Source organism: Agromyces soli, from assembly GCF_022811605.1.
Classification (GTDB): domain Bacteria; phylum Actinomycetota; class Actinomycetes; order Actinomycetales; family Microbacteriaceae; genus Agromyces; species Agromyces soli.
Genome location: NZ_CP094533.1, coordinates 2274821 through 2289436, shown reverse-complemented (window position 1 = coordinate 2289436; position 14616 = coordinate 2274821). Strand labels below are relative to the sequence as shown.

Below are 14616 nucleotides of genomic sequence, written 5' to 3'. Positions count from 1 at the left end.
GGCGGGCTCCTTCCTGTCGTTGCGGTGGTGTGGTCCGCCCGGCGCGGCTGCGGCGCTCAGGCCGGGAACCCGGAGCGGGCCGTGTAGCCGAAGTCGCTCACGAGCGAGGTTCCCGTGATCGCGCGCGCCCTCGGCGACGCGAGGAAGAGCACCTCGTCGGCGACCTCCTCCGGGCGCTGCACGGGGTAGTCGAGTCCGTCGAAGCCGCGTTCCTCGAGGCCGAGGTCGCCCCGGCTCATCGGCGTGTCGACGACGGAGGGGCAGACGGTGTTCACCCGGACGCCCGTGCCGGCGGCCTCCACCGACGCGGCGCGGGCGAGCTGCACGACCGCGGCCTTCGAGGCGCAGTACGGCGCCATGCCGGGGGCGGCGACGAGGGCGGAGTCGCTCGCGAGCAGCACGACGGCGGCGTCGCCCGAACGGGCGGCCTCGGCGCGGAGGGCCGCGGCGGTGTGCTTCAGCAGCAGGAACGAGCCGGTGACGTTCACGGCGAAGACGGCCTGCCAGTCGGTGAGCGGGGTCTCGTCGAGGCTCGTGCCGACGGGGCCCGAGATCCCGGCGCAGCCGACGACGACGGCGAGGCCGCCGAGCTCGGCGACGGCGCCTTCGACGGCACGGGAGAGGGATGCCTCGTCGGCGACGTCGGCCGGAAGCGTCAGTACGCCGGCCATGCCGTCCCACGCCGCCCGCAGGCGGTCCGCGTCCCGGTCGAGGGCCGCGACCGGCGCGCCCTCGTCGAGCAGGCGCTGCACGACCGCGCGGCCGATGCCGCTCGCCGCGCCCGTGACGAGCGCCGGGCGTCCCTCGAGTCCGAGTCTCATCCGGCTGGCCTCTCTGCCGTCGTGCGATGGTGCGCCGGCGGGCGCCCCCTGATCGGCACCCGCCGGCATCCGCCATCCTGCACCGGTCGACCCGCCGCCCGGCAGACGCGCCGCGCGACCGTGCGCTGCAACACCACTGCCGTTCGCTCGGCGTCAAGCCGAGGCAACCGCCTCAGCGCCAGAATCCTTGCTACCCCCAGAGCTGCACCCCCAGTTCCCGAGATCGAAGGATCCAGCAGTGAGCGAACACTCCGCCCCCAATGAACTCCGGCGCAACGCCCTCGGCGTGGCCGGCATCGTCTTCCTCGTGCTCGCGGCCGTGGCGCCGCTCACGGGCATCATCGTGGTCGCCTCGCTCGCGATCGCACTCGGCAACGGCGGCGGCACGCCCGCCTCGTTCTTCATCGTCGCGATCGTGCTGCTGCTGTTCGCGATCGGCTACGGCCAGATGTCGAAGCAGCTCGTGAACGCCGGTGGCTTCTACGCCTTCGTCGTGAAGGGCCTCGGTCGTACCGGCGGGCTGGTCGCGGGCCTCATCGCGACCCTCGGCTACAACTTCTTCGTCGTCGGCACGATCGGCACGAGCGGCTTCTTCATGCAGACGATCATCTCCGACCTCACCGGGGTGAACATCCACTGGCTCGTCTGGGGCCTCGCCTCGATCGTGGTGTGCTTCGTGCTCGCCCGGGTCGGTGTGGACTTCTCCTCGAAGATCCTCGGCGTCTGCCTCGTGCTCGAGGTGCTCATGCTCGTCGTGTTCGACATCTCGGTGCTCGTGCAGACCGGCTACGACGTCGCCGCGTTCAGCCCCGAGTGGGTGCTCTCCGGCTCGCTGCCGATCGGCCTGCTGCTCGCGGCGACCGGCTTCCTCGGCTTCGAGGCGACGGCGCTCTTCAGCGAGGAGGCGAAGACCCCGCTGCGCACCATCCCGCGCGCCACGTACATCGCGATCACCGCGATCGGCCTCATCCTCGGCGTCACCACGTGGGCCGTCGTGAGTGCGACGGGCGTCGCCCAGGCGCAGCAGACCGCGATCGACCACCTGCCGACCGGCGACCTGATCTTCTCGCTCTCGCAGCAGTACCTCGGCGGGCCGCTCACCACCGTGATGATGATCCTGCTGCTCGTGAGCCTCTTCGCCGCGATGCTCGCGTTCCACAACTCGGCGACCCGCTACCTCTTCGCCCTCGGTCGGGCCCGGGTGCTGCCGCGGGCGCTCGCCCGCACGGGCGCGAACGGCACGCCGAAGGTGGCCGGCGCCGTGCAGGCCGGGTTCGCGGCGATCATGGCGATCGTCTTCTTCCTCGCGGGGGCCGACCCGATCGTGACGCTCGTGCCGGCGATGCTCGGCTTCGGCACGCTCAGCGTGCTCATCCTGCAGGGGCTCGCCGCGCTCTCGATCGTGGTGGCGTTCCGGCGGCAGCGCGACAGCCGGCTCTGGTCGACGCTCATCGCGCCGGGCATCGGCTTCCTCGGCATCGCCGCGATCTCGCTGCTGGCGATCTGGAACTTCGACGTCGTCGCGGGCTCCCAGGAGCTGTGGATCCGACTGCTGCCGCTGCTGCTCGCCGCGGCCGTCATCGGCGGGATCGGCTACGGGGCGTACCTCAAGCGGCGCAAGCCCGAGGTCTACGCGGGCCTCGAGACTGACCTCGAGAAGTTCAACGTGCACACCCGCGCGACCGAGGTCGTGGAGTAGGAGGGCTCTTCGCACGCAACGTCAAGGCGTCGGCGCGCACGGTCAACCGTGCGGCCGGCGCCTCGGCCGATACTGGACGCAACGATTCCCTGATCGAGGACGACGATGACGCACCACGCCGAGCTCCCCCTCCGCCCCGCCGGTTCCCACGGCCCCGACGCCACGCACACGCACGGTTCCCGGGTGACCAGCCCGGAGCGCGCCGAGCACCCGCTCGACCCGCTGACGGCCGAGGAGATCGCAGCCGCGCGGCGGATCCTCGACGAGGCTGGGCACGTCTCGGCATCCACCCGCGTGCCCCGCATGCTGCCGGTGGACCCGGCGAAGGCGGACCTCGCCGCGTGGCGGCCGGGCGAGCCGCTCGACCGGCGCATCCGCGTCACCCTGCTCGACCGGGACACCGGCGTCGCGAGCGAGGCCATCGTGGCGGTCAGCCGTGGCGAGGTGGACGCGTTCCGCGTGCTGCCGAACACGGAGGCGCCGTACGGCCAGCCGCAGTACCTCTTCGAGGAGTACGACGACGCGGCGACCATCGTGAAGGCCTCCCCCGAGTGGCAGGCGGCGATGCGTCGCCGCGGCCTCGAGGAGCACATGGAGCTCGCCTTCTGCTCGCCGCTCGCCCCCGGCTACTTCGGGCGTGCGGACGAGGTCGGCAAGCGGGTGCTGCGCTCGCACACGTACCTGCGCCTCGACGAGCAGGACAGCCCGTGGGCGCACCCGGTCGAAGGGCTCGTCGTGCACGTGGATCTCACGGCGCGCCGCGTGATCCGCATCGACGACGAGGGCGACGTGCCCGTGCCGATGCAGCACGGCAACTACACGGCGGCGGCGCAGGGCCCGGCCCGCACCACGCTGAAGCCGATCGAGATCACCCAGCCCGAGGGCCCGAGCTTCTCGGTCGACGGCAGCCTGGTGGAGTGGGAGAACTGGCGCTTCCGCGTCGGCTTCACCCAGCAGGAGGGCCTGGTGCTGAACCAGATCACCTTCCGCGACGGCGAGGAGCACCGCTCGGTCGCGCACCGGGCGAGCGTGCCCGAGATGGTCGTGCCCTACGGCGACACTTCGATCAGCCGGCACTGGATCAGCTACTTCGACGCGGGCGAGTACCTGCTCGGCAAGAACGCGAACTCGCTCGCGCTCGGCTGCGACTGCCTCGGCGTCATCCACTACTTCGACGCCTTCGTGCCCGACGACCACGGCAACCCCGTGAAGATCCCGCAGGCCGTGTGCATGCACGAGGAGGACTACGGCATCCTCTGGAAGCACACGGATCTGGCGGGCACCCCGGAGACGCGCCGCAGCCGCCGCCTCGTGGTGAGCTACTTCTCCACAATCGGCAACTATGACTACGGCTTCTTCTGGTACTTCTACCTCGACGGTTCGATCCAGGTCGAGGCGAAGGCGACGGGCATCGTGTTCGCGGGCGCCGGCATCGCCGGCAGCGACAACCCGCACGCGCCCGAGATTGCGCCCGGCATCTTCACGCCGGTGCACCAGCACCTCTTCTGCGCCCGCATCGACGCGGCGATCGACGGCGAGGACAACACGCTCCACGAGATCGAGATGGTCGGCATCCCGACCGGTCCCGACAACCCCTACGGCAACGCCTTCACCTGGTCGGACGTGCAGCTGGCGAGCGAGTCGGCGGCGCAGCGGGTCGCGAACGGCCTGACGGGCCGCGTCTGGGAGGTGCGCAGCGCGCACCGCACGAACGTCGTCGGCAAGCCGACCGCCTACTGGCTCATCCCCGAGGGCAAGGCGCTCCTCGCGGCGCAGCCGGACTCCTCGGTCGCCGCGCGCGCCGCCTTCGCGACGAAGCACCTGTGGGGCACCAGCTACGACCCCGAGGAGCTCTACCCGGCGGGCTTCTACCCGAACGCGCACTCCGGCGACGGCCTGCCGAAGTGGACGGCCGCGGACCGCAGCCTCGACGGCGAGGACCTCGTGCTCTGGCACGTCTTCGGGCCGACGCACATCCCGCGCACCGAGGACTGGCCGATCATGCCGGTCGACTACTCGGGCTTCTGGTTCAAGCCGCACGGCTTCCTCGACCAGAACCCGGCGATGGACCTGCCGGACGGCGCGGCCGCGCACTGCGCGCCCGGCGAGGGCGGCGCGGATGCCTCGGGCGGATGCTGCGGCGGCGGCGAGTGCCGCTGCAGCCACTGACCCTCTGCACCCCTGAGACCACCCCGACGATGACGACGACTGGAGCATGATGACCGACACCGCCACGAATCTGTCCGACACCTCGACCTGGTTGCCGCTCGACGGCCTCGCGCCCGGGTTCGACGCGAACAAGGCGCCGCATTCGCTCGATCTCGTGGGCCGCGAGGTCGCCGTGGTCGACGAGCGCGGCACGCGCATCGTGCACCGTTTCAACGAGCACACCGTCGACTGGGACTACCAGCCCGGCGCGGGCGACCCGACGGAAGCCGCCGCGAAGACCGACGCGTACGAGGCGGTGAAGGTCGACGACGAGCTGTACTACGTGCAGTTCCACCACGAGTACCTGCCGAACGAGGCCGTCACGCTCGTGCTCGACTTCCGCAGCGGCCACGCGCTCGCGGTGATCAGCCTGATCCTGCCCGAGGCGGAGGCCGGCAAGACCCGCGTGCAGCAGATCTTCGTGCCCTCGCAGATCGAGGGCATCGAGCTCACGGGCGAGGCCCCCGCCCCGACGACGACGCTCATCGGCCGCCGGGTACAGTGGGTCTACAGCCCGGTGCACGCGTACGAGCACATCTACCTCTCGCCGCAGTGGTACACCTGGCAGTGCCTCGCGGGCCCGGAGCGCGGCCTCGCCGACACCGACGAGAACTCGGTGTGGCAGATCCGCCCGGGCATCTACGTCTTCGCCTGGCGCGAGAAGGTCATCCCCTGCGCCTCGGTGACGATCGCCGACCACCGCGACGCGCGCGCGATCCGTTCGCACGGCGTGCTGTTCGGCCTGGACGAGTCGGGCGAGGTGCCGACGCACTTCACCTTCGGCGCGCACGGCCGACTGATCTCGGTCACCGTGCACCCCGACGAGTACGACACCTCCCGCTGATGGCGACGGCGAGCAGCGGTCCCGCCGAGCTCGTGCTCACGGGCGGCCGCATCTGGACGGGCGACCCCGCGGCCCCGTGGGCCGAAGCCCTCGCGGTCGGCGGCGGGCGGCTGCTCGCCGTCGGCACGGATGCCGACGCGCTCGCGCTCGCGGGCGAGGGCACCGAGCGGCGCGCCCTCGACGGCGCATTCGTCATGCCCGGCCTCGTGGACGTGCACAACCACCACGCGCTGGCCGGGCGCACCGACCTCTTCGAGCTGTCGTTCTCGTCGTCCGGCTCGGTCGAGGAGGTGCTCGCGGCGGTCCGCGAGTACGCGGCCGGGCTGCCCGCCGATGCCTGGATCACGGGCGGGGCGTGGGGCAGCAATCTGCGCACCGCGATCTCGAACGACGCCACCCGGGCCAGACTCGACGAGGCATCCGGCGGTCGCCCGGTGATGCTGATGGAGGACTCCCGCCACAACCGCTGGGCGAACTCCCGTGCGCTCGAGCTCGCCGGCATCACGGCCGACTCCGATCCCGGCGAGGGCGGCGTCATCGAGCTCGACCCGGTCAGCGGGCGGCCGACCGGCGTGCTGCTGGAGTCCGCCGGGCTGCCCGTCGAAGAGGCCATGGCCCGCACGCGCCGGCTCACCGCCGAGCAGCACCGCGCGGCATCCAGGCGCGGTGTCGAGCTGCTGAACAGCTACGGCGTCACCGCGTTCCAGGACGCCGCGGTCTCGCTCGAGATCCTCGAGGCGCTGCGCGCCCTCGACGCGGACGGCGAGTTGGATGCCTGGGTGGTCTCCTCCCTCACCGTGAACGACCAGATCTTCGGCTACGACCCCGTCGGCGAGGGACTCGTCTGGCAGGGCGAGGCGTTCCGCACCGAGCATCACCGGCCGGACTTCGTGAAGATCTTCCTCGACGGCGTGCCGCCCGCCCGCACCGGTGCCTTCCTGGAGCCGTACCTGCCGGACGACGCGCACGGCGACCACTTCCTCGGCGAGACGACGCTCCCGCCCGAGGAGCTCTGGGGCTGGCTGCGGCGCACGGCCGAGCGCGGGCTGTCGGCGAAGATCCACTGCTCCGGGGATGCCGCGGTGCGCCTCGTGCTCGACACCGTGGCGCGGCTGCGCGCCGAGGGCTTCACCGAGACCCGCTACCAGGTCGCGCACGGGCAGTTCGTCGCCGAGTCCGACATCCCCCGCTTCGCCGAGCTCGGCGTCTCGGCGGACATGTCGCCGTTCATCTGGTTCCCCGGCGTCATCCCGGAGGCGATCGCGACGGTGCTGCCCGCCGAGCGGGCCGGCCGGATGCAGCCCAACCGCGCCCTGCTCGACGCGGGGGCGCTCATCGCGGGCGGCTCGGACTGGCCGGTCTCGGAGTCGCCGAACGCGTGGGAGGGCATCCACGGCCTCGTGACCCGCGCCGACCCCGCCGGGGTGTTCCCCGGCACGCTGTGGGCGGAGCAGGCCATCACGCTCGACGAGGCGATGGCGGCGTTCACGATCAACGCCGCCGAGGCGATGGGCCTCGGCGGGGAGACCGGGTCGCTCGTCGCGGGCAAGTCGGCCGACTTCGTCGTGCTCGATCGCGACCCCTTCGCGCGCCCCGCGGAGGAGCTCGTGCGCACGACGGTGGCCGAGACCTGGTTCGCCGGGCGCCGCGTGTACGTGCGCTGAGCGGCTCGCTGAGCCCGTGTGGGTCGCTGACCTGTCTGGTTCGCTGAGCCTGTCGAAGCGGCATTCCCTTCGACAAGCTCAGGGAGCCAGGGCGGCGTTCCCTTCGACAAGCTCAGGGAACCAGTGGGGCGGATCGGCGCCGTGCCCTGCGCCGATCCGCCCCTCCGGTCAGTCCGCGATCGCGGCGACCGCCTCGTCGATCGCGAGGAGCACCCGCCGGTCGTGCCGCGACGGCTCCCCCGGTACGTAGCGCAGCCGTTCGATCGACCCGCCCGTGAAGCGATAGGCGCCGTGCGCCTCGTGCAGCCCCCAGTCCACCGGCCCGCCGTAGTCGTAGCCGACGCTGATGCCGGTGAACGGCGCCATGCCGAACAGCATCGGCACCGACGGCACGATCGCCTCGACGGTCCCGTCGACCTCGAGCGTCAGCCGCCAGCGCAGTCCGTCGAGCTCGTCGACCCTCAGCAGCACCCCGTGCGGGCCGGACGCCACCCGCCCGCCTCGCGCGCGGTGCACTTCGCCGTACGCGTTGTAGGAGAGCAGCCAGCGCCCCTCGTCGACGGCGAGCAGGTACCCGCCGCCCTGATCGCCGTGCGCGACGACGACGCCCGAGGCATCCGCGTCGACGAGCAGCTCGACCTCGACGGCGAAGGAGCGCAGCACGGTGAGGCGCGAGGCGCGGAAGCGTTCGAGGGGCGGCCGGAACGGCGGCAGCACGACCGGTTCCGACAGCGCCGACTCCCCCGCCGGTCGCACGTCCTGCAGCGAGCCGTCGTCGTCCAAGGGGAATACCGTGTTGCGCCACGCCTCGGTCCGCCAGCGTTCGGCGAGCTCCCGGACGAGCGCCGGCTCGCCGGCGGCGAGATCGCGTGTCTCGGTGGGGTCGGCCGCGAGATCGTAGAGCTCCCACCGCCCGCCGGCCGCGCCGTCCGCTCGCGCCGGCGGGGCCGCTGAGAGCGCCTTCCAGTCGCCGGCGACGAGCGCGCGACGCCCGACGCACTCGAAGTACTGCGCCTCGCGCCCGGCTCCGGCCGGGTCGCTGAGCAGCTCCGCCATGCTGCGGCCGTCGGGCTGCTGCGCCGGGCGGCCGGCACGCTCGACGAGTGGCGCGACCCCGGTGAGCTCGAGGATCGTGGGGGCGAGATCGGCGACGAAGACGAACTGTTCGCGCAGACCGCGCACGGCCCCGGGCGCACCGGGCCAGGAGACCACGAGCGGGGCGTGCACCCCGCCCTCGTACGTCGAGGACTTGAACGAGCGGAACGGGGTGTTCGACACCCGCGCCCAGCCCGTCGGATACTGGCCGAACACCCGTGGGCCGCCGATCTCGTCGAGCTCGCGGGGCACGTCGGCGACCCAGTCCGCCGGCAGCTCCCCCGAGAGCCCGAACTGGGCGAAGTAGCTGCGGGTGCCGCTGGGGCCGCCCTCGGCGGTGCCGCCGTTGTCGCTCGCGACGACGATGATCGTGCGATCGAGCTCGCCGAGCTCCTCGAGCCGGGCGACGAGCCGGCCGACGCTCTGATCGACCTCGTCGACGGCGGCGGCGTAGACCTCCATATGCCGGGCGAACAGGGCGCGCTCGGCATCCGTCAGCGTGTCCCAGTGCGGAATCCGCTCGCCGTCGGCGAGCTCGTCCGGCGGCAGCACCGCCGACGGCGGCACCACGCCGAGCTCGCGCTGCCGGGTGAAGCGCGCCTCCCGGAGCGCGTTCCAGCCCTGCTCGTAGCGCCCGGCGTGCCGGGCGATGTCCTCGGCCTTCGCCTGGATCGGACCGTGCACGGAGGTGTGCGCGTAATAGAGGAAGAACGGCTTGGCCGCGTCGTTCGCCCGGAGCTCGTCGATCATGCCGAGCGCCTCGTCGGTGAGCTCATCGGTGAGGAAGTACCCCTCGGGGAACTCCGCCACGTCGACGACCGAGTTGTCGCGCACGAGCCGGTGCGGGTGGTGCAGCGCGGTGAACCCGTCCATGCTGCCGAAGTAGCGGTCGAAGCCGCGCTGCAACGGCCAGCTGGCGCGGTCGGCGCCGTCGTGCAGGCGCGACTCGACGGTGAGGTGCCACTTGCCGACCATGAACGTCGCGTAGCCGCCGGCGCGCAGGGACTCCGCGAGGGTGGGCGCGTCCTCGGGCAGCTCGCAGGCGTAGCCCGGGTAGCCGGGATCGATGTGCGCCACGAAGCCGAAGCCGGCCCGGTGCGGGTTGAGCCCGGTGAGCAGGGCGGCCCTCGCGGGCGAGCACATCGGCGCGGTGCGATAGTTCGTGAAGACCCAGCCGCCCGCCGCCAGCCGGTCGATGTTCGGCGTCGGGATCTCGCTGCCGAAGGGTCCGAGGTCGCTGAAGCCGAGATCGTCGACGAGCATGACCACGACGTTCGGCGCTCCGGCCGGGGCCTGCGGGCGGTCGGGCCAGGACGGGCGGGACTCGGAGGCGAACTCGGCCGCCCGGCCGGCGAAGCGCTCGTAGCCGCGGCGCTCCGCCACCTCAGCCCGCCTTCCGGATGAGTTCGAAGACCTCGCTGCGGAGCTCGGCGAACTCGGGTACCGCGCGCGTCGTGAGCTGGTCCCGAGCTCCGCCGAAGTCGACGTCGATGATCTCGGTGACCCGGGCGGGCCGCTCCCCCAGCACGATCACGCGGTCGGAGAGGTACACCGCCTCGTCGATGTCGTGCGTGACGACGACGATCGTCATGCCGAACTGCTCGCGGATGCGCAGGCACAGGTCCTCGAGCTCGAAGCGCGTCTGCGCGTCGACGGAGGCGAAGGGCTCGTCCATCACGAGCACCTCGGGCCGGTAGGCGATGGCGCGGGCGATCGCGACGCGCTGCTGCATGCCGCCCGAGAGCTGCCAGGGGTACTTCGACTCGGCGCCGGCGAGGCCGACCGCGGCGAGCGCGCCGCGGATGCGCTCCTCCCGTTCGGCCGCCGGGAGTCGCAGGTGCTTCAGCGGGAGGCGCACGTTCTTCTCGACGGTGAGCCACGGCATGAGGGAGCGGGTGTACTCCTGGAAGACGAGCGCCATTTCCTCCGGCGGCCCGTCGATGGGCCGTCCGTCGATGAGGGCCTGGCCCGAGCTGATCGACTGCAGGCCGGTCAGGCATTTCAACAGCGTCGTCTTGCCGATGCCGGAGGGGCCGACGATGCAGGCGATCTCTCCGACGCGCACGTCGAAGGTGAGGTCGGCGATGACGGGCACGCTGCCCCGCTTGGTGTCGTAGCTCTTGGCGAGGCCGCGGACGCTGAGCCGCACGGGCGCATCGCGGAGGGTGTCGGAGGTCATGCGTTCTTCTCCTGCTGTTGCGAGGCGAGGTACCAGCGCAGCACGCGGCGCCGGAAGAGGGTGAACACGGCCGTGGTCGCGTAGCCGATCACGCCGAGGACGAGGATGCCGACCCACATGTCGGCGATGGCGAAGGACTGCTGGGCGAGCAGGGTGGCCGCCCCGAGCCCCGTCGAGGAGCCGAGCATCTCGCTCGCGATCATCACGACGAAGGCGGTGATGAGGCTCACCTGCATGCCGGAGAGGATGCGCGGGCTCGCTGCGGGCAGGGTCACGGAGACGAGGCGGTCGAACCAGCCGATCCGGTACACCCGGCTCACCATGGCGAGGGTGGGCTCGGTGCCGCGGATCCCGTCCATCGTCGAGATGAGCACGGGGAAGAGGGCGGCCAGCGTGATCGAGAGGATCCGCGTCTCGTTGCCGAAGCCGATGAGCGAAACGAAGATCGGCACGAGGGCCACGGGCGGGATGGCCCGGAAGAAGTGGATCGTGGGCTCGACGAACCAGGCGAGCGCCGGCACGAGGCCGAGGGCGGCGCCGAGCAGCACGCCGATGACGCTCGCGAGCACGAAGGAGAGCAGCAGGTTGCCGAGCGAGGATCCGACGTCGACGAGGAACGTCGGCGTCTGCACGAGCTGCAGGAGCCGCTCGAGGATCACCTGCAACGGCGGGAAGAAGGTGTTCGTCGAGTTCGCGGAGGAAACCCACCACAGCCCGAGCAGCACGATCGGCACGAGTACTTCGGTGCCGATCAGCACCCAGCGCGGCGTGCCGCTGCGGCCGGCGCGGCGCGCGACCGAGGTGCGGGCGGGGATGGATGAGGTGAAGACCATCACCTGATCTCCTTCCGGTATTGCGGGTGCCAGTGCAGCAGGCGCCGCTCGCCCCACTGGCTGAGGCCCTGCACGAGGAGCCCGAGGATGCCGAGTGCGAGCACGTAGGCGAACAGCTGCGCCTGGTCACCGGAGATCTGCGCGAGCAGCAGACTCTGGCCGAGGCCGGGTCCGCCGCCGAGGAGTCCGGCGACGACCGCGACGATGAGCGAGGTCGGCGCGGCGACGCGGATGGCGGTGCCGATGTACGGCAGGGCGCTCGGCAGCACGATCCTGGTGAGGATCTCGCCGCGGCCCATGCCGTAGGAGCGGCCGGTCGCCCGGGCCACCGGATCGGTGTCGAAGACGCCTGCGGCGGACTGCACGGCGATCGCGACGAAGCAGCCGAAGAAGACGAGGAACACCCCCATCGCCATCGTGGGCCCGAGCACGAGCACGACGATCGGCAGGATGACGATCGGCGGGATCGGCTTCAAGAACTCGAGCGGCACGCGGGTGGCGTGCATGGCGAGCGGCGAGGTGCCGATGCCGACGCCGAGCACCACCCCGACGACGGTGGCCAGCAGAAGGCCGGCGATCGCCATGACGACGGTGTCGCCGAGCGCCCGCCAGAGTTCGGGGGTCGCGAAGAGGCGGGCGAGGGTGCCGATCGAGTCCGCCGCGGTCGGCAGTGGCGAGTCGGCGAGCGGGCCGGCGGTGGCGGCGAGCTGCCAGGCGCCGAGCGCCGCCACCGCGCCGGCCGCGCCGACTCCGGTTCGAAGGAGCGGGACGCGCATGCCGGATCAGCCCGTGACGATGACGCCGTCGAGCTCGACGGGCTTCTGGAGGAAGCCGAGCTCGACCATCTTCTCATTGGGCAGCTCGAGGTCCTCGGCCTTCACCTCGGCCGGCCAGACGGGCACCTTGACCTCGTCGAGCGTGAGCGTCGAGCCGGTGTAGTCGAGCCCGGCCTGGATGGCCTCCTCGGGGTGCTCGGTGGCGTAGGCGTTCGTCTTCACGAGGGCGCGCTGGAAGGCGGCGATCGCGTCGGCCTTCTGCTCGACGGTCGAGGCGCCGGCGGTCCAGAGTCCCGTCGCGCCGCGCTCGAAGAAGCCGACCGAGGGGGCGGAGATCTGCGTCGCGCCCGCCGCGGCGGCCTCGGTGGTGAAGGGGCTCACGAGCCCCGCGGCATCGACGGTGCCGTTCTTCAGCGCGGCGACCGCGGAGGTGAAATCGAGCACGACCCAGTTCACGCCGCTCGCGGGGTCGATCCCGGCCTTCTCGAGCTCGCCGGCGATGACGACCTCGAGCTGCGCCTTGCGCGCCGGGATCGCGATGGTCTTGCCCGCGAGGTCGGCGACGTCGGCGACGCCGCTGCCGGCGGCGGCGAAGAGCCCGGTGTCGTCGAGGGCGGCCGGGTCCTCGGCGGTGGCCGCGTCCTCCGGGTAGCCGTCGGCGGCGCCGATGACCTTCACGGGCACGCCCTGACTGAGCGCGTTCAGGAGCGGGATGCTCGGCGAGTAGGCGATGTCGACCTGCCCGCTCTGCACGGCGGCGAGGCCTGCGGGCGGGTTGGCGACGACGCTGGTCTCGAGCTCGAGGCCCTCCTCCTCGAAGAAGCCCTGCTCGATGCCGGTGAGCAGGGCGCCGTCGGAGGTGAGACCGATGGTCGCCACCTTGAGCCGGGTCGTGCCGCCGTCCGCGCCGTCGGTGGCCGCGGGCGCACCGGATGAGCAGGCCGTGAACGCGAGCGCCGCGAGCGGGATGGCTGCCACGGCCGCCGCGATGCGGGAGGTGGTCTTCATGAGCGACTCCTTCGTCGTCGGGGGATGCGACCGGTTCGATCAGGGAGGGCGATCGGTTCGCCACGAACGGTTAGTCACCGATTGGTGACTAAACGATACCGACCTTCGCGTGGTGCTGGATCACGGATGGGTAACGATAATCACCAAATGGAGACGAAACGCCGCATCCCGCCCCGACCGGAGCGCATCATCGGTCCGAGGCATCCGTATGATCGTCGCGACAGGAGGTGCGCCATGCCGAAGATCGTGGATCACGACGAGCGGCGCGCCCACATCGTCGAGGCGCTCATGCGGCTCATCGTGCGCGACGGCTTCGAGCGGGCGACGATGCGCGAGATCGCGGCGGAGGCCGGGTACGCGCACGGGGCCATCGCCCGCTACTTCCCCGACAAGCAGAGCGTGCTCACCGCGGCGTTCCAGCGGCTGCACACCCAGGCCAACGACCGCATCCTGGCCGGCGTCGAGGGACTCAGGGGGCTCGCCGCGCTCCGCGAGATGTGCCTCGAGATCCTGCCGTTCGGCGAGGCGGGCCCGCGCTACGCGAAGGTCGTGCTCGCATTCTGGGACCACGCCGCCCAGGACCGCGAGATCTGGGAGATCCACCGCGAGCACAATCTGCGCTGGCGTCAGCTCATGCACCGCTTCCTCGGCGAGGCGCGCGACGACGGCGAGCTCGCCGAGGGGATCGACATCGCGACCGCGGTGAACGAGGTCTCCGCGAGGAACGCCGGCTGGCAGATGATCGCCGTGCTGATGCCCGACGAGGCGGGCGACGCGCACCTCGACCAGGGGCTCGACGCGCTGCTCGACCGCTTCCGCGCCCGCCGCTGATCGTTCGCCTACACTGGTTGACGCGTGAGCGTCGGCGATCTGCGCCGCCCGCGCGAGGATGGAAGAGGGCCGGATGCCGAAGGTGATCGACCACGACCAACGACGTCGCGACATCGTCGACGTCACCTGGCGGCTTATCGTCAAGGGCGGCATCGAGGCCGCGACGATGCGCGAGATCGCCGCGGAGGCGGGCTTCGCCAACGGCGCACTGAAGCACTACTTCCCCGGCAAGGACGAGATCGTCCAGGGCGCCTACGAGCGCTCGCTCGGGCTGATGGGCGAGCACATCGAGGCCGAGGTGGCCGGCAAGCGCGGCCTCGCCGCCCTCCGGGCCATCTGCTGGGCCGCGATGCCGCTCGACGAGGAGCGGATCACCTCCGGCCGCGTGCTGCTCTCCTTCTGGGAGCGCGCCGTCTCGAACGAGACGCTCCACGACGCCTACCTCGCGCACCTCGCGGTCTGGCGCGACGCGCTCGCCCGCTATCTCGCCGAGGGCCGCGAGGACGGCGACATCACCACGGCGACGCCCGACGAGCAGCTCGTCGACGAGATCGTGCTGCTGAACGTCGGCGCGAACATCATGAGCCTCATCTCGCCGCAGACCTCGACGCCCGCGCTGCAGGAGGCGCACCTCCGCGCCTTCTTCGACCGCCTCTAG

The 14616-nt window shown here is 71.8% G+C and carries 12 protein-coding genes; 6 read left to right on the top strand and 6 right to left on the bottom strand.

The window, feature by feature from the left end:
- Positions 1 to 56: 56 nt before the first annotated feature.
- Positions 57 to 821 (bottom strand): SDR family NAD(P)-dependent oxidoreductase, encoded by a 765-nt coding sequence (locus tag MTP13_RS10975; protein WP_243567800.1) that lies wholly within the window; start codon positions 819 to 821, stop codon positions 57 to 59.
- A gap of 238 nt (positions 822 to 1059) precedes the next feature.
- Between MTP13_RS10975 and MTP13_RS10970 the strand changes: the two genes are divergently transcribed.
- The 4 genes from MTP13_RS10970 to MTP13_RS10955 all read left to right on the top strand — a co-directional run bounded on the left by MTP13_RS10970 (position 1060) and on the right by MTP13_RS10955 (position 7236).
- The gene (locus tag MTP13_RS10970) at positions 1060 to 2520 is read left to right on the top strand and encodes an APC family permease (RefSeq protein ID WP_243567799.1); all 1461 of its coding nucleotides are present in this window, start codon (positions 1060 to 1062) and stop codon (positions 2518 to 2520) included.
- Between the two features lie 105 nt (positions 2521 to 2625).
- Positions 2626 to 4689: a primary-amine oxidase gene (locus MTP13_RS10965; RefSeq protein WP_243567798.1), complete on the top strand. Its 2064-nt coding sequence runs from the start codon at positions 2626 to 2628 to the stop codon at positions 4687 to 4689.
- Positions 4690 to 4735: 46 nt separating this feature from the next.
- Positions 4736 to 5572, top strand: a complete 837-nt coding sequence (locus MTP13_RS10960) for a molybdenum cofactor biosynthesis F family protein (RefSeq protein ID WP_243567797.1) — start codon at positions 4736 to 4738, stop codon at positions 5570 to 5572.
- A complete protein-coding gene (locus MTP13_RS10955) occupies positions 5572 to 7236 on the top strand; it encodes an amidohydrolase (RefSeq protein ID WP_243567796.1) in 1665 nt (554 codons plus the stop codon). Before MTP13_RS10960 ends, MTP13_RS10955 begins: the two co-directional genes overlap by 1 nt.
- 168 nt (positions 7237 to 7404) lie before the next feature.
- Here MTP13_RS10955 and MTP13_RS10950 read toward each other — a convergent pair whose 3' ends face one another.
- The 5 genes from MTP13_RS10950 to MTP13_RS10930 are packed head-to-tail and all read right to left on the bottom strand — an operon-like array spanning position 7405 to position 13127.
- Complete coding sequence (locus MTP13_RS10950; protein ID WP_243567795.1) at positions 7405 to 9714, bottom strand: arylsulfatase; 2310 nt, start codon at positions 9712 to 9714, stop codon at positions 7405 to 7407.
- A 1-nt stretch (position 9715) separates the two neighbouring features.
- Positions 9716 to 10510 (bottom strand): ABC transporter ATP-binding protein, encoded by a 795-nt coding sequence (locus MTP13_RS10945; RefSeq protein WP_230767723.1) that lies wholly within the window; start codon positions 10508 to 10510, stop codon positions 9716 to 9718.
- Positions 10507 to 11343 (bottom strand): ABC transporter permease, encoded by an 837-nt coding sequence (locus tag MTP13_RS10940; RefSeq protein ID WP_243567794.1) that lies wholly within the window; start codon positions 11341 to 11343, stop codon positions 10507 to 10509. Before MTP13_RS10940 ends, MTP13_RS10945 begins: the two co-directional genes overlap by 4 nt.
- Entirely contained in the window at positions 11343 to 12119 is a 777-nt protein-coding gene (locus MTP13_RS10935) for an ABC transporter permease (RefSeq protein ID WP_243567793.1), read from the bottom strand. The genes MTP13_RS10940 and MTP13_RS10935 overlap by 1 nt, the downstream gene beginning before the upstream one ends.
- A gap of 6 nt (positions 12120 to 12125) precedes the next feature.
- Positions 12126 to 13127 carry an ABC transporter substrate-binding protein gene (locus tag MTP13_RS10930; protein ID WP_243567792.1) on the bottom strand — a complete coding sequence of 334 codons (1002 nt, stop codon included), beginning with the start codon at positions 13125 to 13127 and terminating at the stop codon, positions 12126 to 12128.
- Positions 13128 to 13361: 234 nt separating this feature from the next.
- On the opposite strand from MTP13_RS10930, the gene MTP13_RS10925 reads away from it, so the two are divergent.
- Both MTP13_RS10925 and MTP13_RS10920 read left to right on the top strand, forming a co-directional pair.
- Positions 13362 to 13958, top strand: coding sequence for a TetR/AcrR family transcriptional regulator (locus tag MTP13_RS10925; RefSeq protein WP_243567791.1), 597 nt, complete (start codon positions 13362 to 13364; stop codon positions 13956 to 13958).
- 73 nt (positions 13959 to 14031) lie between these two features.
- Complete coding sequence (locus tag MTP13_RS10920) at positions 14032 to 14616, top strand: TetR/AcrR family transcriptional regulator (protein WP_243567790.1); 585 nt, start codon at positions 14032 to 14034, stop codon at positions 14614 to 14616.

Coding starts and splice junctions, on each gene's coding strand:
- MTP13_RS10965 (WP_243567798.1), top strand. CDS start 2,626: ATGACGCACCACGCCGAGCTCCCCCTCCGCCCCGCCGGTTCCCACGGC.
- MTP13_RS10960 (WP_243567797.1), top strand. CDS start 4,736: ATGATGACCGACACCGCCACGAATCTGTCCGACACCTCGACCTGGTTG.
- MTP13_RS10945 (WP_230767723.1), bottom strand. CDS start 10,510: ATGACCTCCGACACCCTCCGCGATGCGCCCGTGCGGCTCAGCGTCCGC.
- MTP13_RS10935 (WP_243567793.1), bottom strand. CDS start 12,119: ATGCGCGTCCCGCTCCTTCGAACCGGAGTCGGCGCGGCCGGCGCGGTG.
- MTP13_RS10920 (WP_243567790.1), top strand. CDS start 14,032: ATGCCGAAGGTGATCGACCACGACCAACGACGTCGCGACATCGTCGAC.
- MTP13_RS10940 (WP_243567794.1), bottom strand. CDS start 11,343: ATGGTCTTCACCTCATCCATCCCCGCCCGCACCTCGGTCGCGCGCCGC.
- MTP13_RS10930 (WP_243567792.1), bottom strand. CDS start 13,127: ATGAAGACCACCTCCCGCATCGCGGCGGCCGTGGCAGCCATCCCGCTC.
- MTP13_RS10975 (WP_243567800.1), bottom strand. CDS start 821: ATGAGACTCGGACTCGAGGGACGCCCGGCGCTCGTCACGGGCGCGGCG.
- MTP13_RS10925 (WP_243567791.1), top strand. CDS start 13,362: ATGCCGAAGATCGTGGATCACGACGAGCGGCGCGCCCACATCGTCGAG.
- MTP13_RS10955 (WP_243567796.1), top strand. CDS start 5,572: ATGGCGACGGCGAGCAGCGGTCCCGCCGAGCTCGTGCTCACGGGCGGC.